Source organism: Thalassolituus sp., from assembly GCF_984348125.1.
Genome location: NZ_CFHJLR010000018.1, coordinates 39286 through 60460, shown reverse-complemented (window position 1 = coordinate 60460; position 21175 = coordinate 39286). Strand labels below are relative to the sequence as shown.

At 53.2% G+C, this 21175-nt stretch carries 25 protein-coding genes; 7 read left to right on the top strand and 18 right to left on the bottom strand.

The genetic code is table 11. From position 1 onward, the window contains the following. Positions 1-21 precede the first annotated feature (21 nt). The 7 genes from murJ to rplU all read right to left on the bottom strand — a co-directional run bounded on the left by murJ (position 22) and on the right by rplU (position 6112). Entirely contained in the window at positions 22-1590 is a 1569-nt protein-coding gene (murJ, locus tag AC5E51_RS12890) for a murein biosynthesis integral membrane protein MurJ (protein ID WP_297533116.1), read from the bottom strand. Positions 1591-1671: 81 nt separating this feature from the next. Next, the gene (gene rpsT, locus AC5E51_RS12885) at positions 1672-1938 is read right to left on the bottom strand and encodes a 30S ribosomal protein S20 (RefSeq protein WP_068442674.1); all 267 of its coding nucleotides are present in this window, start codon (positions 1936-1938) and stop codon (positions 1672-1674) included. A 155-nt stretch (positions 1939-2093) separates the two neighbouring features. Further along, positions 2094-2933 carry a 3-deoxy-8-phosphooctulonate synthase gene (gene kdsA, locus AC5E51_RS12880; protein WP_068444465.1) on the bottom strand — a complete coding sequence of 280 codons (840 nt, stop codon included), beginning with the start codon at positions 2931-2933 and terminating at the stop codon, positions 2094-2096. A gap of 50 nt (positions 2934-2983) precedes the next feature. Further along, complete coding sequence (gene proB / locus AC5E51_RS12875) at positions 2984-4123, bottom strand: glutamate 5-kinase (RefSeq protein WP_068444462.1); 1140 nt, start codon at positions 4121-4123, stop codon at positions 2984-2986. 52 nt (positions 4124-4175) lie between these two features. Beyond that, positions 4176-5375 (bottom strand): Obg family GTPase CgtA, encoded by a 1200-nt coding sequence (gene cgtA, locus AC5E51_RS12870; RefSeq protein ID WP_301378227.1) that lies wholly within the window; start codon positions 5373-5375, stop codon positions 4176-4178. Between the two features lie 85 nt (positions 5376-5460). Then, entirely contained in the window at positions 5461-5721 is a 261-nt protein-coding gene (rpmA, locus tag AC5E51_RS12865) for a 50S ribosomal protein L27 (protein WP_068444456.1), read from the bottom strand. A 79-nt stretch (positions 5722-5800) separates the two neighbouring features. Then, a complete protein-coding gene (gene rplU, locus AC5E51_RS12860; RefSeq protein WP_068444452.1) occupies positions 5801-6112 on the bottom strand; it encodes a 50S ribosomal protein L21 in 312 nt (103 codons plus the stop codon). A gap of 288 nt (positions 6113-6400) precedes the next feature. On the opposite strand from rplU, the gene AC5E51_RS12855 reads away from it, so the two are divergent. The 3 genes from AC5E51_RS12855 to trxC are packed head-to-tail and all read left to right on the top strand — an operon-like array spanning position 6401 to position 9624. Beyond that, complete coding sequence (locus AC5E51_RS12855; protein WP_297533118.1) at positions 6401-7369, top strand: polyprenyl synthetase family protein; 969 nt, start codon at positions 6401-6403, stop codon at positions 7367-7369. A 16-nt stretch (positions 7370-7385) separates the two neighbouring features. Next, positions 7386-9143 (top strand): protein-disulfide reductase DsbD, encoded by a 1758-nt coding sequence (dsbD, locus tag AC5E51_RS12850; protein WP_491778669.1) that lies wholly within the window; start codon positions 7386-7388, stop codon positions 9141-9143. A gap of 46 nt (positions 9144-9189) precedes the next feature. Then, entirely contained in the window at positions 9190-9624 is a 435-nt protein-coding gene (gene trxC, locus AC5E51_RS12845; RefSeq protein WP_068444444.1) for a thioredoxin TrxC, read from the top strand. Between the two features lie 23 nt (positions 9625-9647). Here trxC and AC5E51_RS12840 read toward each other — a convergent pair whose 3' ends face one another. Next, a complete protein-coding gene (locus AC5E51_RS12840; RefSeq protein ID WP_491778668.1) occupies positions 9648-10352 on the bottom strand; it encodes a hypothetical protein in 705 nt (234 codons plus the stop codon). Positions 10353-10563: 211 nt separating this feature from the next. Here AC5E51_RS12840 and AC5E51_RS12835 point away from each other — a divergent pair, with 211 nt between their 5' ends. Continuing rightward, positions 10564-10803, top strand: coding sequence for an HP1242/YdcH family protein (locus AC5E51_RS12835; RefSeq protein ID WP_297533122.1), 240 nt, complete (start codon positions 10564-10566; stop codon positions 10801-10803). Between the two features lie 49 nt (positions 10804-10852). Here the strand turns inward: AC5E51_RS12835 and lipA are convergent, their stop codons facing one another. The 5 genes from lipA to AC5E51_RS12810 all read right to left on the bottom strand — a co-directional run bounded on the left by lipA (position 10853) and on the right by AC5E51_RS12810 (position 15275). Then, positions 10853-11824 carry a lipoyl synthase gene (lipA, locus tag AC5E51_RS12830; protein ID WP_068444438.1) on the bottom strand — a complete coding sequence of 324 codons (972 nt, stop codon included), beginning with the start codon at positions 11822-11824 and terminating at the stop codon, positions 10853-10855. 3 nt (positions 11825-11827) lie between these two features. Then, positions 11828-12466, bottom strand: a complete 639-nt coding sequence (gene lipB, locus AC5E51_RS12825; RefSeq protein ID WP_068436311.1) for a lipoyl(octanoyl) transferase LipB — start codon at positions 12464-12466, stop codon at positions 11828-11830. After that, on the bottom strand, positions 12466-12738 hold the full coding sequence (locus AC5E51_RS12820; RefSeq protein ID WP_068444435.1) for an HP0495 family protein: 273 nt from the start codon (positions 12736-12738) through the stop codon (positions 12466-12468). Before AC5E51_RS12820 ends, lipB begins: the two co-directional genes overlap by 1 nt. A gap of 125 nt (positions 12739-12863) precedes the next feature. Then, positions 12864-14012 (bottom strand): D-alanyl-D-alanine carboxypeptidase family protein, encoded by a 1149-nt coding sequence (locus AC5E51_RS12815; protein WP_301388547.1) that lies wholly within the window; start codon positions 14010-14012, stop codon positions 12864-12866. 147 nt (positions 14013-14159) lie between these two features. Beyond that, the gene (locus tag AC5E51_RS12810) at positions 14160-15275 is read right to left on the bottom strand and encodes a hypothetical protein (RefSeq protein ID WP_139325700.1); all 1116 of its coding nucleotides are present in this window, start codon (positions 15273-15275) and stop codon (positions 14160-14162) included. 103 nt (positions 15276-15378) lie between these two features. On the opposite strand from AC5E51_RS12810, the gene AC5E51_RS12805 reads away from it, so the two are divergent. Beyond that, positions 15379-15654 (top strand): hypothetical protein, encoded by a 276-nt coding sequence (locus AC5E51_RS12805; protein ID WP_068444427.1) that lies wholly within the window; start codon positions 15379-15381, stop codon positions 15652-15654. 49 nt (positions 15655-15703) lie between these two features. Here the strand turns inward: AC5E51_RS12805 and AC5E51_RS12800 are convergent, their stop codons facing one another. Beyond that, positions 15704-16168, bottom strand: coding sequence for a YchJ family protein (locus tag AC5E51_RS12800; RefSeq protein ID WP_076513178.1), 465 nt, complete (start codon positions 16166-16168; stop codon positions 15704-15706). Then, on the bottom strand, positions 16165-17187 hold the full coding sequence (locus tag AC5E51_RS12795) for a DUF3549 family protein (RefSeq protein ID WP_491778667.1): 1023 nt from the start codon (positions 17185-17187) through the stop codon (positions 16165-16167). Before AC5E51_RS12795 ends, AC5E51_RS12800 begins: the two co-directional genes overlap by 4 nt. An 87-nt stretch (positions 17188-17274) precedes the next feature. Between AC5E51_RS12795 and AC5E51_RS12790 the strand changes: the two genes are divergently transcribed. Further along, positions 17275-17535 carry a DUF1761 domain-containing protein gene (locus AC5E51_RS12790; protein WP_076513174.1) on the top strand — a complete coding sequence of 87 codons (261 nt, stop codon included), beginning with the start codon at positions 17275-17277 and terminating at the stop codon, positions 17533-17535. On the opposite strand, the gene AC5E51_RS12785 is transcribed toward AC5E51_RS12790, so the two are convergent. Then, on the bottom strand, positions 17536-18126 hold the full coding sequence (locus AC5E51_RS12785; RefSeq protein WP_297533125.1) for a DedA family protein: 591 nt from the start codon (positions 18124-18126) through the stop codon (positions 17536-17538). 202 nt (positions 18127-18328) lie between these two features. Here AC5E51_RS12785 and AC5E51_RS12780 point away from each other — a divergent pair, with 202 nt between their 5' ends. Next, positions 18329-19186, top strand: a complete 858-nt coding sequence (locus AC5E51_RS12780) for a class I SAM-dependent methyltransferase (RefSeq protein ID WP_068444418.1) — start codon at positions 18329-18331, stop codon at positions 19184-19186. Here AC5E51_RS12780 and AC5E51_RS12775 read toward each other — a convergent pair. Then, a complete protein-coding gene (locus AC5E51_RS12775; protein WP_068439149.1) occupies positions 19176-20168 on the bottom strand; it encodes a diguanylate cyclase domain-containing protein in 993 nt (330 codons plus the stop codon). The two genes, AC5E51_RS12780 and AC5E51_RS12775, sit on opposite strands and share 11 nt — an antisense overlap. After that, the gene (locus AC5E51_RS12770; RefSeq protein ID WP_068444416.1) at positions 20155-21093 is read right to left on the bottom strand and encodes a GGDEF domain-containing protein; all 939 of its coding nucleotides are present in this window, start codon (positions 21091-21093) and stop codon (positions 20155-20157) included. The genes AC5E51_RS12775 and AC5E51_RS12770 overlap by 14 nt, the downstream gene beginning before the upstream one ends. Positions 21094-21175 lie beyond the last annotated feature (82 nt).

Sequence of the window (21175 nt, the reverse complement as noted above, 5' to 3'; positions counted from 1 at the left end):
ATTATAGCGGTTTAACACTGATCAGAACAGCTCGCCGCGGAGATGACGCAGACGCAACCCTGCCGCTGTCATTACGGCGAAATACACCACCACACCGGCCCCAACCAGCACAGACAGCCAACTTATTCGTTGCATCGTTTCCCAGGTTAACCAGTCTCCCGGAGCCCCCATCAACCATACAGACACGGCGGCCAGAGCCGAGTTAGCCAGCAAAAGGATCAGCATGAACTTCAACCAACCAGACTGAGGCTGATATACCCCACTTTTACGCAGTCCGCGGTAAAGCATGAAGACGTTGTAATAAGCTGCCAGAGAGGTCGCTAAAGCGAGACCGGCGTGCTGCAGTGGGTACACAAGTGCCAGATTCAACACCATATTCACGACCATAGCCTGAATACCAATTTTCACTGGTGTTTTCGTATCCTGACGGGCGTAATAGCCCGGCGCCAGAACCTTAATCATCATAAAGGCGAGCAGCCCAACGGCGTAGGCCTGCAAACTCAGAGTCATCTTACCGACGTCGTAAGCCGTGACTTCACCGTAGTAGAAGATCGTCGCCATCAGAGGCGTTGCGAGAAGCACCAGAGCCAGAGCAGCAGGCGTCGCTATCATAAACACCATACGAACTGCCCAGTCGATGGTGCGAGAGAACGCCTCTTTGTCTGCAGCCGCGTGCTTACCCGACAGCGCAGGTAAAATCACCACACCAATAGCAATCGCGAATACCCCCAAGGGCAGGTTATTCAAGCGATCTGAGTAGTACAGCCAACTGACGCTGCCGTCCTCAAGAAACGAGGCCAGCAGAGTATCCAACAGGAGATTGATCTGACTGACGGACACACCAAACAGCGCCGGTACCATCAGCTTACCAATGCGCCGCACACCTTCATCTTTCGGCTTTACGGAAGGTAAAACCAACAGGCGCATACGCGCAATAAAAGGCAGCTGGAACATAAACTGGAACAAGCCAGCAAAGAATACCCCCCATGCCAGTGCGTACTGAGGCTCTTCAAAGTAATCCGTAAAGCCTAATGTCGCGGCAATCAGCGTGATATTAAGAATAACCGGTGTAATCGCAGGCACGGCGAAGCGGCCATACGTATTCAGCACACTGCTGGCAAACGCCGTCAGTGAAATAAACAGCAAGTACGGAAAGGTAATGCGCAACAAGTCACCCGTCAGCGCAAACTTCTCTGGGTCACTGCGAAAACCCGGCGAAAATACCCAGGGCAGGTAATCAGCACCCAGCATCGCCAGACAAGTCACGGCCAACAGGGCCAGCCCCAACATCCCGGATACACGGGCCACCAACAGGCGGACTTCGTCAAATGCCCTCTGAGTACGATACTCGCTAAGCACAGGCACAAACGCCACGGAAAACGCGCCTTCGGCAAATAATCTTCGGAAGAAATTGGGAATCTTAAATGCCACAAAAAACGCATCGACCCGCGCACCAAAATAATTCGCCACAATAATATCGCGCGCCAGCCCCAGAACCCGACTCAGCAGGGTCATAACACTGACAATGGATGATGAGCGGAGCAGACTGCTGCTTTTAGCCTCGGGGCCGGATTCAGGCGTAGCGGACATAAGCGTTTCCGTGCGGATATGCGGTATTTATACACAAAAAAACCCGCCGTTGGCGGGTTTTTCTTCGATCTGAAAAAGCGATTAGCCTTTCAGAGCGACAACCTTAGAGTTCAGACGGCTCTTGATGCGGGCAGCAGCGTTCTTGTGCATGATGCCTTTAGTCACAGACTTGTCGATGTAAGGTTTGCTTTGAGTAAACGCAGCCTGAGCCTGCTCGTAGTCAGCAGTTTCGATGGCGGCATTAACTTTCTTAACATAAGTGCGCACCATAGAACGCAGTGCCATAGTACGGGCACGACGTTTGATAGCCTGACGGGCGCGTTTACGAGAACCAGCGGAATTTGCCACAGTCGGCTCCTCAAATTCGGTTATTAACTTTAGTCGGGAATCTACGCGCTTGTGTGTAGGTACCCAGAGAGGGCCGGAATTATCCGGATATAAGCGGGGGCTGTCAACAGCTACAGCCCCTTTACCTTAAGCTCAATGCGAGCCAGAGATCAGAATCAGTCGATAACCACAGGTTCGAAAGATTTCACCAGATCATCAACCGCCTTCATCTGTGCCAGATACGGCTCCAGCTTATCCAGCGGCAGCGCGCACGGGCCGTCACACTTGGCTTCTGCAGGATTCGGGTGCGCTTCGATAAAGAGACCAGCAATGCCCAGCGCCATACCAGAACGCGCCAGCTCAAACGCCTGCTGGCGACGGCCATCGGCGGAATCAGCACGACCACCCGGGCGCTGCAGTGCATGTGTCGCATCAAAGATCACTGGCGCCTGCTTTTTCATTTCGTCCATGCCCAGCATATCAACCACCAGGTTGTTGTAACCAAAGCTTGAACCCCGTTCACACAGCATGACCTTGTCGTTACCGGCTTCGGCAAACTTCTTGATGATGTGACGCATCTCGTGTGGTGCCAGGAACTGAGGTTTCTTCACATTGATCGCCGCACCGGTTTCAGCCATCGCAACCACCAGATCGGTCTGACGTGCCAGAAACGCTGGCAATTGGATAACATCAACCACTTCAGCAACAGGCGCCGCCTGATACGGTTCGTGAACGTCAGTAATCACAGGAACATTGAAGGTCTTTTTGATTTCTTCAAAAATCTTCAGGCCTTCTTCCATGCCCGGACCACGGTAAGAATTGATCGAAGAACGGTTCGCTTTATCGAACGATGCCTTGAATACGTACGGGATGCCCAGCTTTCCGGTCACCTCGACGTAGGTTTCACAGATTTTCATCGCCAGATCGCGACTTTCCAGCACGTTCATACCACCGAAAAGCGTAAACGGCTTGTCGTTGTTCACGTCCAGACCGGCTACGTTAACCGTCTCAATCATGTCTTTTATCTCCTGAAGTAAAATCCTGTTGAGTGCTCACACATTCTGGTTCAGAGAATAACCAGATTATCCCGGTGAATCATCTCGGGCTCTGTTACCGTTCCCAGCGCTTGTTCAAGTCCGGACGTCGGTGTTTTTAAAATCTTCTGCGCTTCGCTGATGCTGTAATTCACCAGCCCCTTGGCGACCAACTGCCCACGCTCATCACGGCATTCAACCACCTCACCGCGCTCAAAGCGACCTGTGGCTTTGCTGACACCAATTGGCAACAGACTGCGCCCGCCAGTGCGGAGCGCCTTCACTGCACCATCATCCAGCGTGAGTATACCGTGGGTCTTAAGATGGCCTGCGATCCATTGCTTTCGCGCAGCCACTGGCGCCTGCCCGGCTTTCAGCAGAGTGCCCACCAGTTCGCCCTGATGCAGGCGGGAAATAACATTATCTATGCGACCACCAACGATCAGGGTATCCGCTCCAGAGCGCGAAGCCAGCGTTGCTGCACGCACTTTGGTGACCATACCGCCACGCCCAAGCGCACCGCCGCCACCGGCCATCGCGGCGTATTGTGGATCAGAAGCCATGCCTTCGAAGATCAGCGTTGCGTCGGGGTTTGAGCGCGGGTCCGCCGTGTACAGACCATCCTGATCCGTGAGAATAACCAGCAGGTCTGCTTCCACCAGATTGGCCGCTAACGCACCCAACGTGTCGTTATCACCAAAGCAGATTTCATCCGTTACCACAGTGTCATTTTCATTGATGATGGGAACAACCCCCATATCAAGGAGAGTACGCAGCGTGGTGCGAGCATTGAGGTAGCGCTTACGGTCGCTCAGATCATCATGCGTCAGTAACACCTGCGCAGTATGCCGACCGTGTTTTGAGAAAGAGGTTTCGTAGGCCTGTACCAGACCCATCTGACCGACGGCGGCCGCTGCCTGCAGTTTATGCACTTCATCCGGGCGGGTCTTCCAGCCAAGGCGGGTCATACCTTCAGCAACTGAGCCTGAAGAGACCAGCACCACTTCATGACCGGCATTGAGCAGACCAGCAATCTGATCTACCCAGCTTTGCATACCCTCACGATTCAGGCCTTTGCCGTCATTCGTCAACAACGCACTGCCGATTTTAATCACCCAGCGTTTTGCGTCTTTCAGATTGTTACGCGAAGCCTGCCACTGCTCTGTTGTCATGCGTTACTGTCCGGCACGGATTAGTCTTTTTTCGGGTTATTCGTTTGTCGAATTATTCGTTCGTGTAGACGACTTCCACATCGTAGTCGTCATCATCATCGTCCTGCTTAGCAGCTTTACGCTCTGCCCGCTCCTGACGACGACGCTCATGCAGCGCTTCGAGATGCTCGCGCGCCTCTTCTTCGACCTGCTCGCGCTCGGCCAGAATAGCCTCAGCAAACTCTTCGTCTTCGGCTGCTCGTTCGCGACGCTCTTCCATATACTCCATGATGTCGCACACCAGCTTATGAGTACCGTCACGGTTGATCGCAGAAATACGATACACCGGACCATCCCATTCAAGCTTCTCAATAATTTCCTGGCAACGAGCCTCGCGCTCTTCTTCAGGCAGCAGATCAAGTTTGTTCAGCACCAGCCAGCGATCACGCAGCGCCAGTCCGGGCGAGAAGTTCTCAAGCTCACGACTGATGGCCTCTACGCGCTCTGCAGGGTCTGAATCATCAAATGGCGCCATATCAACAATATGCAGCAGCAGCTGAGTACGCACCAGATGCTTGAGAAAGCGTGTGCCAAGGCCAGCACCGTCCGCCGCACCTTCTATCAACCCTGGAATATCGGCAATCACAAAACTGCGGTATTCTTCGATGGAAACAACACCGAGATTCGGAACCAGAGTCGTGAACGGATAATCCGCCACTTTCGGCGTCGCTGCAGATACCGAGCGGATAAAGGTCGATTTACCCGCATTCGGCAAGCCCAACAGACCGACATCTGCCAGCACCTTCAGCTCAAGCTTGAGGTTACGTGATTCGCCCGGCTGCCCCGGTTTTGACTGGCGCGGCGCCTGATTCGTCGATGACTTGTAGCGCGTGTTACCCAATCCGTGGAAACCACCCTGAGCCACCAGCAGCTGGTCACCATGCGCGGTAAGATCACCCAGTACTTCGTTGGTGTCATCATCAATCGCTGTCGTACCTACGGGTACTTTCAAGACGATGTGATCACCCTTGGCACCAGTACAGTTACGACCCGCACCCGGACGACCATTTTCGGCCTTAAAGCGACGGGTGTAGCGATAATCCACCAGAGTATTGGTGTTCTCGTCGGCTTCAAGGTATACAGAACCGCCATCACCGCCGTCGCCGCCGTCCGGGCCGCCCTTAGGGATGAATTTCTCACGACGGAAACTGACGCAGCCATTGCCGCCTTTGCCAGCTTCTACAGCGATACGGACTTCATCAACGAACTTCATGGTAATAACGCTCTGGTTTGGGATGTACAAATAAAAACGCCCCAACTGCTATGCAGTCAGGGCGCATCAGCATATTCCGGTGCAATTAAGCCGCTGGAACGATGCTTACGGTCTTACGGTTGTTCTTACCTTTGACCTCAAACTTCACTGCGCCTTCAGCGGTAGCGAAGAGAGTGTGGTCACGACCGATCTTAACGTTTTCACCAGCGTGGAAACGGGTGCCTCGCTGACGAACGATGATCGCGCCAGCTTTAGCAGTCTGACCGCCAAACAGTTTTACGCCAAGGCGTTTACTTTCGGAATCGCGACCGTTCTTGGTAGAACCACCAGCTTTTTTGTGAGCCATTGCTTTACTCCTAGCTGCGAGGTCACTGCAACACTGCGGATGCGGCGGTGTTAACCGCGCGGACCTCTGAAATTAGTGTTTAGCCAGCGATGCTGGTGATTTTCAGTTCAGTGAACCACTGACGGTGGCCCATCTGCTTCATGTGGTGCTTACGACGCTTGAACTTCATGATCTTCACTTTCTTGTGACGACCGTGATTAACAACTTCAGCTGTTACTTTAGCGCCTTCAACCACTGGAGCACCGATTTTAACATCGTCGCCGTTACCAATCAGCAGAACTTTTTCCAGTTCAACGTTTTCGCCAGTTGCAACTTCCAGTTTCTCAACTTTCAGAGTCTGACCTTCTTCAACACGGTATTGCTTACCGCCAGTGACTACTACAGCGTACATAACTGTAATTCTCCGCTAGCACTTAGTGTGCATGACTTTTCAGTGCGTGGCCTTTGTCGCCGTTACTGACGCCATAGCGCCAGCCTTTCGCACTGCCTTTCCCTCTCGCTACTTTAGCCTGCTTCTATTGGCAGCACTCTGGCGTCCATATGGCAGGGAGCGTAATTTCGGGGCGCGAGACTATACCGCACTCCTGTTTTGGCCGCAAGTATGGAACAGGCCTTTTTCTTGACAGGGCGGGTCGGCCTCCCTAGCATTCGTTGCATTATAAAGCAGGCACCCGAATCCATGCATATTAAAGACGTACTTGCCACGGTTAACGAAGAGTTTCAGGCCGTCGACAAGCTGATCCACGAGCAGCTCGAGAGCCGAGTTCCTCTGGTTGAAAAAATCGCCGAATACATCGTCAGCAGTGGCGGTAAACGTATCCGCCCTCTTCTTGTCCTACTGACAGCGAAAGCATTCGATCGTGCCGATGCTGACGCAGTGAAACTCGCCACTGTGATTGAGTTCCTGCATACCGCGACATTGCTTCATGATGACGTCGTTGACACGTCTGATATGCGCCGTGGAAACCCAACTGCCAATGCCCGCTGGGGCAACGCTCCCAGCGTTCTGGTCGGTGACTTTCTATACAGCCGCGCTTTCGAAATGATGGTCGAGCTACGCTCTATGCCCGTCATGAAGATACTTTCTAACGCCACCTGCGTCATTGCAGAAGGCGAAGTTATGCAGCTCACCAACGTCAAAAACCCCGACACTACCGAAGCTCAGTACATGGAAGTCATCCACGGCAAAACCGCCATGTTGTTCGAAGCTTCTACCCATTCAGCGGCGGCACTGCTCGAATTAAGTGACGCGGATCGCACTGCCCTTAAAGAGTACGGTAAAGAACTGGGTATGGCTTTTCAGCTGGTCGATGATGTGCTCGACTACGAAGGTGATGCTGAAGAGATGGGTAAGAACGTCGGTGACGATCTCGCCGAGGGGAAAGCCACTCTGCCTCTGATTCATGCCATGGCACATGCGAATGAAGACGACCGACAGCTTATCCGCAACGCTATCCGTAAGGGCGGACTGGATGACATGAACGAAGTCCTGCGTGTTGTGAAAAGCTGTGGATCTCTCGACTATACGCGCCAGCAGGCTAATGCATGTCGCGACCGTGCTCAGAAGCACCTGGAAAACTTACCAGCATCAGTCGCACGCGATGCTCTCGCAGCACTGGCAGCCATCGCAGTAGAACGAACCACCTGACGGAGTAACAGATCACATGATGCGCGCAGGACTTTGGCTCTTGTTGTTTATTACCAGCATCCCGGCGCATTCCGGTCTGCTGGACGGCCTTGGCGGTTCGGATGATTTCCTGCCTGTCGAACAGGCTTTTCCGCTAGAAACATATACAGAGCCCGGCCAGATTACTGCACACTGGCAGAATGCCGACGGCTACTACCTTTATGAGCACCGTATCTATCTGACTCAGGGGGCGGTAAGAATTGACCCTGCCACCTGGTCTAAAGACGGCAAAGAAAAATACGATGAAGCCTTTGGTGACATCGTCGCCTATTACGGTCAACTGGAAGTCTCTTTTGACACCGCCAGCCTGACACCCGGAACCGCGACTCTCCATTATCAGGGCTGCGCCGATGCGGGCTTGTGTTACCCACCTCAGACCAGTGAAGTCGTCATTACTGAACCCGTCGCCAACCCAATCACTGATGCAGCCAGCACCGGCGATAGTGCGATTTCCAGCAGCCAGTCATCCGCCAGCAGCGACGACTCTTTCTTTTCTGGCCGCTCGCTACCCACGGTCATTGGTATCTTCTTTCTGCTCGGTCTGGGCCTGACATTCACCCCCTGTGTATTGCCTATGGTTCCCATCCTGACCAGTGTTGTACTGGGTGGAGGCCAGACCAGCGCAGGCCGGGGCTTCTGGCTCTCGTTTCTATACGTCACCGGCATGGCCATTACGTATGCCGCAGCAGGCCTGACCGTTGGTCTGCTTGGCGCTGGTGCCAACGTACAGGCTATGATGCAGAGTCCACCTGTATTAATCGGTTTTGCGATCTTTTTTATCGTGCTCTCGATGTCCATGTTTGGTGTGTATGAGCTGCAATTACCTTCGGGCATACGTAATCGCCTGAATGCGGCCAGCCAGAAACAGAGCGGTGGTCAGGCTGGTAGCGTTTTTATTATCGGCGTTCTGTCAGCACTGGTTGCCTCGCCTTGCGTCTCTGCACCTTTAGCCGGTGCACTCGCCTATCTGAGTACCACAGGTGACGCCACAAGCGGAGCGCTTGCCCTGTTGGCGCTCGGCTTCGGCATGGGAACGCCATTGATTGTCCTGGGCACTACCGGAGCCAGCGTTTTACCAAAAGCCGGAATGTGGATGGAGCGTATTAAGTATCTGTTCGGCATCATGCTGATTGGTGTGGCGATCTGGTTGGTCAGCCGATTATTACCCGGATATATCGTACTGGGCTTATGGGGTGCGCTCGCCGTCGGCGCAGGTGTTTCCGCTGGTGCACTGAATACCGCCAATGAAGGACCACAGCGCCTGATAAAGCCGGTTGCAGTGGGTGTTTTTGCTTACGGTATCATCGCGCTTGCAGGTGCTGTCAGCGGCCGTTCAGACCCTCTGAATCCACTCGGTCACGCTGAAGACGTTCATGTCAGCCCGTTTTACCAGACAGAGTCAGTTGCAGAAGTAAAAGGTCTGATCGCCGATGCAAACACACCCGTCATGCTCGATCTGTACGCAGACTGGTGCATTTCATGCAAAATTATTGACAAAGAAATCTTCGCGACTGACGAAGCGCAACAACGTCTGAGCCATGTACAGTGGATACAGCTGGATGTCACCGACAACACTGACGAGCATCAGACCTTTATGAAAGCTCAGGCAGTCTTTGGCCCGCCCACAGTGTTGTTTTTCGAGCCCGGTGCTGACAACGCCAGCGGCCGGATTATTGGTGAACGTGAAAAAGATGACTTCCTGCAGGAAGCACTCAATATTTCACCGGCCCCTTGAAATACATAACTGTCGCCTCATATAGGTAAAACAACAGGAGACAGTTATGCATATTACTTGCCCGGACTGCGGAGCCATCAACCGCATCCCAGACGAAAAACAGAATCAGCCCGGACAGTGCGGCAAATGTAAAAGTCCGCTATTCACGGGCTCAGTCACAGACCTGAGTGACGCGAGCTTCCAACGCTTTATTACAAAGAATGATTTGCCCGTTGTCGTCGACTTCTGGGCAAGTTGGTGTGGCCCTTGCCAGATGATGGCACCGATATTCAAGGATGTTGCCGCGGCTATGCCTTATCAGGCCCGCTTCGCTAAGGTGAATACGGAACACGCGCAGCTGACCGCTGGCCAGTTTTCGATACGCAGCATTCCCACACTGATGGTGTTCAAAAACGGTAAGGTGATCGACCAGATGGCAGGCGCCCTACCTGCTCAGCAGTTGAAGCAATGGATACATCAGGCTCTGGTTAAAGCCAGCTGATTCTGTGGCTGACGCGGTGAGTATCAGGCTGATTGCTCACCGCCACTGACAACAAACTCAATCGCCTGCATGACCGGCTCGAGATCTTCCTGCCAATCCATAGCCTCGTTGTAGAGACCCTCGAGGCTCTTCAGAAAATCCATCACCAGACTCAACATGCGCTCTTCATGCAGACCGAGAGTCAGGAGCTCCTCGCGCAGCTCAAGCTTAACGTCGTCCCGCTCATTCGCTGCACGAATCTTCATTTCATCCTGACGCTTCTGAACATCCAGCAGCGTGTGTTTAACATCAGACACAACATCAAGAAGACGATCTTTCTGACGCAGACGCTCTTCCATATTCAGGCTGCTCACGCGAGCGTCGGTAGCGCTAAGCACCACGGCCAGATGGTCTTTAATGCGCCCAAACCGCGCTTCGTCTTCATAGGGTACGTTTTTTATAAGAAGTGCCGTGCGCGGATAATTCACCAACATCCGGCGGCCGAACTCCATGATACGACCACCACCGTGACCGGACTGCATCAGATCTTGTTCAAGTGGAGAAGCCGCTCCCGAATGCGAAAAATAGTGAGGCCATTCATCACCTTCGAGCCAGCACGAAAAAACGGCATTCAGACCAAAACGCGAGAGCAGATTCAGTAGTGCCTGTGCCAGCTCATCAAGTTTCTGGCACATAGAGATCTGCTCCATGTAGCGCACGATTTCGCCCTGTTCCGCAGAGTGCGTCATGGCTTCAAAAGCGGCTTGCTTGGCATTTTCTTCCTCGTGGCTGAATAAACTACTTACTAATTGAGTTACCTATAAATAATGACCACAACCTGAAATTAGTCCAGACACAATGTATGGAATAGTACATCTGAGGAACTCATCTACCTGACACAGGTCAATGCCGTTACGTGCAACAGGGGTAATCTGAGATTATCCCAACAGGAGGAAACTTATGAACGTCGAACATCATGATTTACACCACGACTTCCCAGACATGGCTGACCAGATCCACGAGCTGAAAATGAAGGACCGGCATTTCGCCCGCCTCTTCGATGAGTACCACGAGCTGGACAAAGAAGTACGTAAGATTGAAGAAGACACCACACCCGCTTCGGATGACACCCTCGACGCTTTACGACTGAAGCGTGTACACCTGAAAGATGACTTGTACTCGATGCTGAAACAGGCCTGAATATAAGCGGAGCCTGTCGTGCCCCGCTTATAACGTGCCGGTCAGTTATTCAGCTGACGGGCACGCCGCTGACATCGATGCCTTCGGCCTGCTGATCAGCGTGATAGGAAGAGCGCACAAGCGGCCCGCTGGTCACACGAATAAAGCCCATCTCTTTTGCGATATCACCTAATTCTTTGAACTCTTCCGGTGTAACGAAGCGCTTCACTGGTGAGTGATCGCGACTTGGCTGAAGGTATTGGCCAAGGGTGATGTGATCGATGTTGTGCGCGCGCATGTCACGCATCACATCAACCACTTCTTCATTCGTCTCACCCAATCCAAGCATCAGACCTGACTTGGTGATGATCTCAGGATTACGGGCTTTGTATTCCTTCAGCAACGTCAGAGACCACTCATAGTTGGAACCCGGACGACACTCCTTGTACAAACGCGGTACCGTCTCAAGATTGTGGTTAAACACGTCAGGTTGAGTTTCCGTCAGGATATCGAGTGCGACCTCCATGCGACCACGGAAATCAGGCACCAGAACCTCCAACTGAATACCCGGACTATGCTCACGGGTCAGGCGAATGCAGTCGGCAAAATGCTGGGCGCCACCATCACGCAGATCATCACGGTCGACCGAGGTGATCACCACATACTTCAGGCCCATATCAGCAATCGCGGTCGCCAGGTTGACTGGCTCTTCGGTATCCAGAGGATTAGGACGGCCGTGGCCAACGTCACAGAACGGGCAGCGACGTGTACAGATGTCGCCCATGATCATAAAGGTTGCGGTACCGCCGCCGAAACACTCTCCCAGATTAGGACAACTGGCTTCCTCGCAAACGGTATGCAGCTTATGCTTACGCAGTTTCTGCTTAATCTCATTGATCTTCGGAGTCGCTGGAATGCGCACGCGGATCCAGTCTGGTTTACGCGGTATTTCTTCGGTCGGAATGACTTTAATCGGGATGCGGGCGACTTTATCTGCACCTCGCAGTTTTTCGCCCTGCACTACTTTGCGTCGTTCTGACATCAATTACTCCGGAGTCGTTTCATCAGTACCTGAACCGTCATTGGCTAGCAGGCGCTGTAAATGATAGTCGAGACGGTCGGTCACTGCGTCGAAACTCACTGCGCTGTCAGTTTCGGCAGTCATCTGCGTCATCTCCATCCCCGCATACCCACAGGGGTTAATCCGGCGGAAGGGTTCAAGATCCATGTCTATATTCAACGCCAGCCCATGAAATGAGCGCCCATGGCGTATTCTTAAGCCCAGCGAGGCAATTTTCCGTTCGCCCGTGTAAACACCTGGCGCGTCGCTGCGCGGCGAGGCTTCGATATTCCACTCTGCCAGAGTATCAACGATGGCCTGTTCAATAGCACTGACTAACTGTCGAGGCCCCCAACCGCGGCGGGCGATGTCGATCATCAGATACACCACCAGCTGACCAGGACCATGGTAAGTTACCTGACCACCACGATCGGTCTGCACGACCGGGATATCACCGGGAAACAGAACGTGCTCAGCTTTACCGGCCTGCCCCTGAGTAAACACAGGAGGATGCTGAAGGTACCAGAGCTCATCTGGAGTTTCGTCATTGCGTCCTTCGGTGAAGGCCGTCATGTCATCATAGACCGTCTGATAATCTGCCAACCCCAGCATGCGGGTCTGCATCAGATCACCATGCGTACGTTAGCGTGGGCCATCAGGTCTTTGTGGATATTAACCAACTGATCTTTACCCGTCGCGGTGATATAGAGGGTCACGGAACGGAAACGTCCATTCGAACTCTCCTGAATGCGGATTCGCTCCATGTCACAGTCTTCCGCATGAACACGGACAATTTCGACGATCACCTCTTCGTAGTTTTCCATCGCCTCGCCGACCACTTTGATCGGATAGTTCTCACAGGGAAACTCAATTTTAGGGGCTTCAGGTTGGCTCACGGCGGTATCTCAGAAGATAAACAGAACAATGGTTACATTTATGGATGCTGCCGCCTGAATTTTCAAGCGGCAGACATGAAAAGTGTGCTGCCAGTACGGTCAGCGGCAGCCTAGTGGCACCAGCTTCAGGCGAAGAGGCGCACGAAGAAAAGTTTGATGGATCCGATCAGACGTCCAAAGAAGCCCGACTCTTCAATATCCGTCGCTGCAACAAGATCATGCTTGCCCAGTTCTTCCTCACCCATCTTCAGCGTCAGCGTGCCAACACCCTGCCCGGCCGACAGCGGAGCTTCTGGATAATCAGGGCTAACGACTTCTGCGACTAACTCATCCCGCGAGCCACGCGGCAGGGTCATGTAAATGTCTTCAGCAACCACCAGGTCGATGGTGTCCTGCTTCGCCAGCCAGACTTTCTCAGTCGCCAGCACATCGCCCTTGCTGTAGAGCTTGTGCGTTTCAAAATAGCGGAAACCGTAGCCCAGAAGTTTCTGAGTCTCACGTGCACGCGCTTCTTCGCTGCGTGTCCCCATCACAACGGCAATAAGGCGAGTGTCATCACGCTTAGCTGATGCCGCGAGACAGTATCCAGCTTCTTCCGTATGGCCGGTTTTCAGGCCATCCACGCTCGGATCACGCCACAGCAGTTTATTGCGGTTTGGCTGGCGGATGTCGTTGTATTCGAAATACTTTTCAGCGTAAAGACTGTAATAAGTCGGGTGGTCTTTAATAATGTGCTTCGCCAACAAAGCAAGATCACGTGCCGTTGTCAGGTGGCCTTCAGCGGGCCAGCCTGTCGCATTCTCGAAGTTGGTGTCGAACATACCAAACTCCTGCGCGTACTGGTTCATCCACCCTGCAAACGCACTCTCAGACCCGGCAAAATACTCAGCGACTGCGATGGACGCGTCGTTACCTGACTGCACAATAATACCGCGCAGCAAGTCGATCATTTTCACTTCAGTGCCTTCACGGACCCACATCTTAGAGCCGCCTTTTTTCCAGGCGGTCACACTGATCGGCACCATGGTGTCTTCGGTCACATTGCCTTCAACCATTTCGTGAACAGCAATGTAGCTGGTCATCATCTTGGTCATACTCGCAGGCGGCAAACGCTCACCCGAGTTGTGCTCAACCAGAACTTCGCCGCTATCTGCATCCATCAGGATATAGGCTGTGGCGTCCAGGACAGGAGGTTTAGGGATAATGACAGCAGCAAGAGTCAGAGAAGAAAAGGAAAAGAGTAACGCAGAAATAAACAGACGGAATAAGTACATGGTTCGCTATCAGTATTGGCTGAATTAAAACAATAATGGCCCGGATTGTATCACGGCTGACGCGCTTGTCAGCGCTATCCGCTCATACGACCCGAGCCACAGGTATTGGTTCCACCCGAGGGAACCACGACCGGCATTTCCGACGGCTTACTGACCGACCTGCTTAAGCAGAGAAGAATCGCGCGGTGGGTGCAGCGCCACGATCGCAGACTCCCCAACGGCAACTGGCTGATAGCTGTGGCGCAGGCGGTATCCACGGTCAATGCGACGTGCGCAGAGAGTCAGGCGTACAGCCAACCAACGATAATCCGACTTACTGGCCGAATGAACAACCACCGAAGCGTCTTCGTCCACCATCTTCTGGCAGATATCGCCCATTTTTTCGGCAATAGCACGGTCTTTAGACTGGAGTGCCTGAGGTGGCACCGTATATTCAGCAATAGCGTCGCTCTCTTCTTTCGCCTGGGCCCAGAGTCGCGTGGACTGAGCCGTCGGTGTCTTCGCAGCGGCCTTCGGCGCCGCCAGACGTGGCTTAGGCGCAGGTGCCGGAGCAACAGGGTCCAAAGCAATATCATCGAGATCGATCGGTGAATTCAATACTGGCGACGAACTTGAGGCCTTCTGCTTGGCCGCGGCTGCAGCGGCAATCTGGCGCTGACGCTCCTGTTCTGCGCGACGCTGACGTTCCTGCTCTGCTCTACGCGCCTTTTCGGCGGCTTCGCGACGTCGTTTTTCTGCGGCTTCGGCAGCGGCTATCTTGCGTTGCTTCTCAGCTTCAATACGTAAACGTTCTTTTTCTTTCTCAGCTGCCGCAGCCAGCTCACGCTGACGGGCCTGTTCTTCGGCGTCGGCTTTTTCTTTCGCGGCGACGGCGCGGGTATCGACGCCAGAGCTTGCCTTAGCCTGATCCAGAGCACGCTGCTCATCTTCAAGGCCCGGCGTCAAAGCGGCTACTTTCCAGACGTTATCCAGATACCCCTGAGCTTTGCTCAACTGGCCCTTCTCACGCGCCTGCGCAGACAAGGCCACGTACGCCTCACCCCAGTCATAAGCGAGCGGCACCACGCGATAATCGAAAGGCGCTTCACTGCGGAACTGAGTTATTTTTTCCAGCGCATTGTTGCCTTCCGGTGACGAAAGACGTTTCGCTGATATGTCGTTTTTGATCTGCTGCAGCAGCTGATCCAATTGCTCAGGCGTTGCAGACCAGGCATTCGACACCGCGAGAAATGCGGACAAAACAAGCAAAGAAATCTTTTTCATGAAACACTTATTATCGTTGTGGTGAACCAGCAGTGAGGGGTAAGATGCAGACTTCTTATAACTTCTGTCAAGTTTCCTTTCTGCGTTTAGAGAGATTGCGCACATGCTGACGCGTTACGGCTCCCTGTTATTCGCCCTTCCTGCGATTACCCTGATTGTTGCCTTCGGCTTTGAATTAATGTCAGCCGGTCAATGTACCGATGCCGGGCTGCACTATGACTATACCAGTGGTGCCTGTTCAGAAGAAGCAGTTCCCCAGCTAAGCTACTACCAGCGCAACACCGTCTTTATTAACGTGATGTTATTGCTTTCTATGGCCGGTGCATTAGCCATGACCTGGGGCATGCTACTCAAAGGCATGCAGCCCTCAGATAAATAAGCAGCCCTCAAATCTTCAGAAAAGGCTGCTGTCAAAAATCAGAAGCGACTCAGCCGCAGCACTTTTTCCACTTTTTCCCCGAGCCGCACAGGCAGGGGTCATTCCGGCCGACATCGGGCGAGCGAAAATCGGTTTCTCCGGCAAGGTAATACCATCGCCCACCCAGCCGTTCAAAACGCGACTTTTCTTCAAGCAGAAGCCACTCACCATCTTCGTTAAAGGTGGCAATAAAATGAACCGTGCCTGTGTCTCCGTCGCTGCCTTCCTCCAGAATATCGAGCCCTGTCCACCGGGTATCGGCGGCGAACTCCAGGGTTTGCGGGCGATAGTCCTTATGCCAGGTAGCTAACAGATAATCGGCATTTTCCAGAGCGAAGGCCGAGTAGCGAGAGCGCATCAGTGCCGTAGGCGTCGGTGCGACTTCACCCTCATGGTACAAACCACAACAAACTCTGTAGTCTTTACCACTGTTGCAGGGGCACAAGGTTCCCGGTTGGGCCTCATTCAGACTCATTGCACACCACTGCGGGCTGCGCTCATCAGCACACCAATAGCAGCTCCCAGCTCATCGCTGCGCTGCGGATTACGGAAGGCTTCTAAAATCTGTTTACGCTTGCCCGGTAAAGTCATCAGATCGGCCACCAGAGCAAGGAATACATCCTGTCCTGCCTGAGCAAGTTTCTCGAGATACAGGCTCAGCGTGTCTCCTTCGAGGTCATTCCAGCAGCGACTTCCGACAGCACTGAGAATCTCGACTTCACTCGCCAATGGATGCTGCAACACCAGCTGCAAAACCTCCCGACGGTGGTTAACGCTGACACTCTGCGACATCGCGCGGCAATAGAGCGCGAGTGCTGTGGCGTCGGGCTGGCCTTTCATAGCTTCAGCCAGCGAGTCTATCAGGGCAATGGTCAGATTCACATCAGGTTCGGCATTCTCAAGAAAGCCCAACAGAACATTGCGCGGAACACTCGCACCAGCGTTATCCATTTCGGGTAGTGCCTTCTGCAACAGCTCGCTGTTATTACTTTCATCCAACCTGGCGACAACTTCAGCAATCCCTTGCAGCCCCAACTGCTGCCAGTTCTGCCAGCCAGTATCGCCGCTGAAATAAGCGCGTGCCGTCGCGTAGTACTGCGTCTCTGGCTGCTTCAGGGTTTTCAGAGCAATAGAGTGGAAGTAAGACATACGGTTGCCATCGGGCTTAAACGCACAAGGCGCCTCACCGTGATCTTTATCCGGATGCTGTACGACACGGAGCCAGTGCTGCAGAAACTGATCACGCGGTCCCGGCTGCAGGATATTCTGCTCATCCAACGGCAACTTCAGAAACCAGATATTGTGTTGCCCCGGTTCATCCGGGTTCCAGCTGAGAATACCGACCCAGGCATGACGTAGATAAGGTGTTGGATAAGGTCGGGCCAGATCCTCAATCGCTTCAAACTCGCTCAGGCCGATTTTTGCTATTCGACGTCCAAGATCAAACACGCGCATACGGGCGCCTGTGCTGGCAACAAACTGAGTGATAGACACAACCTTCTCCTACAGTAATTCAGGTGCGCATGGTATCAGGTTTTCGTTATCATTGAGTCTCAATCAAGACACCCTGAGGACCATAAAATGATGTTAATTGCAGCCATTATTGCCAGCTTCGTATTAGGAGCCGCGCTGACTGCATCCGTTCTGGGTAAGCGCTGGAAAAGCGCCGTCAATGAAGCACAGCAGGAACTGGAAGGTATGGCTGAGCGTTACAAAGCCCATGAGCAGGAGAACCGCGAACTACGCCAGAAGAACGCCGACCTCGAATACCAGATGGGTTCGCTTAAGAAAGACCTCGCGTATGAGCGCAGCCGCCATTCCGACGACTCTGCCAGTCATTGATCAGCGATGACGCTGATTAACCAGCACACTGACCACCAGTGCAATCAGGGTGGCAAAAGCGAGCAGTGAAGCAATAACGGGGAGGTCAAACGTATCGCGGAATGCCTCACCCAACCAGTACATGGTCGCCAGATACGCCATGCCCCAGGCAGGCGAGGAGATGGCATTGGCAAACCAGAACTGACGCGGTGACATACGCATAGCACCCGCTACCAGCGGCACCACAGGACGAATAGGCCCGATAAAGCGACCTGTCATAATGCTCCATATGCCCCAACGCTGAAAGAAAGCTTCACCGCGTGTCAGCCAGTGCGGGTGACGCTGAAAGAACCGCCAGCGGTGAACAGCAGGACCGGCGCGCTGCCCGAGCAGGAAGCTGACGCCGTCCCCGAGAAAAGCCCCAGCAGTGCCACATGCGACCCATAACCAGAGAGGGATATCCCCCGCGGCCGCGGCCAGAGTCAGGGCCAGCAACAGGCCGATTCCCGGCACCAGTAAACCCACCACAGCCAGTGACTCCACCATTGAAATACTGAAGACGGCGAGTAACAGCAGACCCGCGCCCCACTCAGAAACATTTATTTCGCCCAAAAATCCTCCAACGCGTACTTTCCGGCCAACACCTGTCCATTACGCAGGCTTTCGTCGATTTTGCATAGCATTTGCACGATTATTGACAGGTAAATGCATTGCGCCCCACGTAGATATACAGTTAACCTTCGTCCCACCAATATAAACAATAAGGAATGGCGTGCGATGAGCCCCGGCTCACGACACTCCCCCGGATACTACAATGAAGTCAGCGTCTACAGACACCTCGCGAATCAGCGTCAGTGCCCATTACACCGGTTACATCTGGTACAAACACGGCCTCTCAGCACGAGGGTTTGTCACCCGAGCCGGACAGTTTGCAAACGCGACTCTGGCTCCCGTCAATGCTCTGTTACGAGCACTCGCTGGCGCCGACATTGATATCTTCCTGCTACAACGCCACTCGGTCATTGATCATCAGGTCAAAGAACTGATTGAAAAAGAGGGCGTGACCCAGGTGGTCGAACTCGCGTGTGGCCTTTCGCCCCGTGGCTACCGTCTGAAACAAGCCTACCCGCAATTGCGCTACATTGAAGGTGACCTTCCTGGTATGGCAGCTCGCAAAAAAGCGCTTCTTGAAGAAGTAGGACTGGTCGAAGGACATGAAGTTCGCGAGTGCAACATCCTCAATGCAGACGGCCCCGCTTCGATCGGCGCCCTCCTGAGCGACCTGGATCCTACGCAGCCAACATTGATCATCACCGAAGGGCTGGTGAACTACTTTGAGCTGGATGAAATCCGTGAAGTCTGGTCGCGTATGGCGAGCGGATTGAAAGCTTTTCCGAAGGGATGGTACGTAACGGATTTATACCCTGACTTTGCCGAACATCCGTCTTATCGCTACGTAAAATTTGCGCAGAAGCTCGTCGGTCTTTTTACTCGTGGGCAATGGCCATTGCACTACCCTTCCGATACCGCCATCAAAGAAGGCTTTCAGGAAGACGGTTTTGACGACGTTGAGGTCCACGACCCGGCAAGCTTTTACGGCAAGCTGAGTCACTTGCCGGAAGTAAAAATTCAGACGCTGGTGCGCATCATTAAAGCGGGCATCAGTCGCTGAAAGCCGCCAACTGAAGACTGGTTTTCTGCTGTTTATTGAGCCGCTTAAGTAAGCGTTTTTCAATGGATTCGCTGTCTTCATCAGCATTGCGCGTTACCGCAGCGATGCTGATGGATACTTCAGCAAATGGTTTCCAGGATTGCTCCTGCACTTTGCGCTTAATCCGTTCCATCAGAACGATTGCGCCCTCTTCACCGCAATTGGGCAGAACCAACATAATCAGGTCATCTTCGAGCCTGAATATATCGTCTTCGCCACGAATCAACTGACGGATCTTTTTTACGAACTGCGGCATAAACTGAACCACAGAACGATTACCGTGCAAGTCTATTAACTGGCGATAATCATCAAGCACAATGCCGATCATGCTGACGCTCTGCCGCGTCGCTTCGCCCCGCGCCAACTCCCGCTCAAGAAGATGATAAAAGTGCTCCCGGTTATAGGCGCCTGACACCTGATCGGTCAGCGCCAGCCGCTGCAGAGACGCACCCTTCAACAGCGTCAGATAGGAAAAACACCAGGTCGAGAGCACCAGCAGAGAAAAATTAGTGGTGTAACGCACGGCGGTCTGGACATCCACCTTACCCCAGAGAATCACCCCCATCGCGCTGGCAACGAGAACATTCACCACAGTGGCATGCTGCATGGGTAAGCAGAAGTACGTAAACATCGGCATCGCGAACAGGTAGTGGATCATAAGATCGGGATACCTTGGTAATTGCAGCAGAGCTAACCCAGCAAGCGCTGCCACTAAGGGATAGTTCACCCACAGAAAAGAATCGCGATCACGATTGATATAGATGTACGCCGCACTGAACAGAAACGCCGGAATCGAAATCGCATTCGCCAGTACCAAAGAATACAGCCCCTGACGGTACTGATCGTAAATCAACAACAGCAAGGCGAAGGCCACCAGCGAATAAACGATAACCTGCAATCGGGGCAGCAGTTGCTCCTGCGGCGGCGTATTAAAGCTGATCATTGAGCTTTCTCTCTATCCGTTCTATCAGTACATCAACATCATCTTCCGGGCTGTACACATCGCGGTGCAGCCGGATATCGGCGAGCCCTTCGAAACGACCACTGCCTTCAAGATCATCCATCAGGTTCTCACACAACGCGTCTACAACGTTTTCGGTACTGTGTGGCAGCAATACAACAAAGACATCAGAATCCAGGCGGTAACAGGTATCAAAACGACGCAGGCAGCGCTTGAGGCGTTTGCTCAGATAGCCCAGGCGGCTTTCGTATTCCTCGGTTTTCAATACCTGCCAGCTGGCCGGTACCGCAATGCCAACCAGACTGAGCAGGTCAATCTGGCGGTCAGCACGGGTCATTTCCTTGGAAAGGTCGAGCCCCAATTGGTACTGGTTGTACACCTGCGTCACCGGATCGGTATTCACAATGGCGCTCAGACCATGATTGTGGCGATCATTGATCAGCGCATACATAACTGCGAAGGCGTAGCAGGCGCCGTAGGTGAACAGAATCTGCAGACGCAGATAACTGTCGAACTCGCTGATTACCATAAGCACCATGGCGGTGCTGTAAATCAGGGCAAAGTAGCTGGCAACATGAAAGGGAAATAAGAAGTAAATATAGCCGGGGACGAAGTAGACCCAGTGCACCACATCTTCGCTGCGCTGCATGCCGAACAAAGTAAACAGACACAACCCAAAAATCATCAACCATTCGGTCACGGGCGATGATCGCTGCTGACCTCGTAACAGAAGAATCAGTGCATACAACAACAGAGCAAGAGCAAATCCAGCAGCAACCGCCGCGAAGACAGTACGTGCTTCGACCAGATCCAGCACAGCGATGATGCTCAACGCCAGTGCTGCAAACAGACAATAAATAACCTTAACCTGCAGCACTACCAGACTGTGAAAGCGTGCTTTTTCCATGAATAACGGGTTCCTGACAAACTCTGACCTCTCGGCCTCCGCTAAACAGTGTAGTAGTTCGTGTATACTATCGCACACTCTG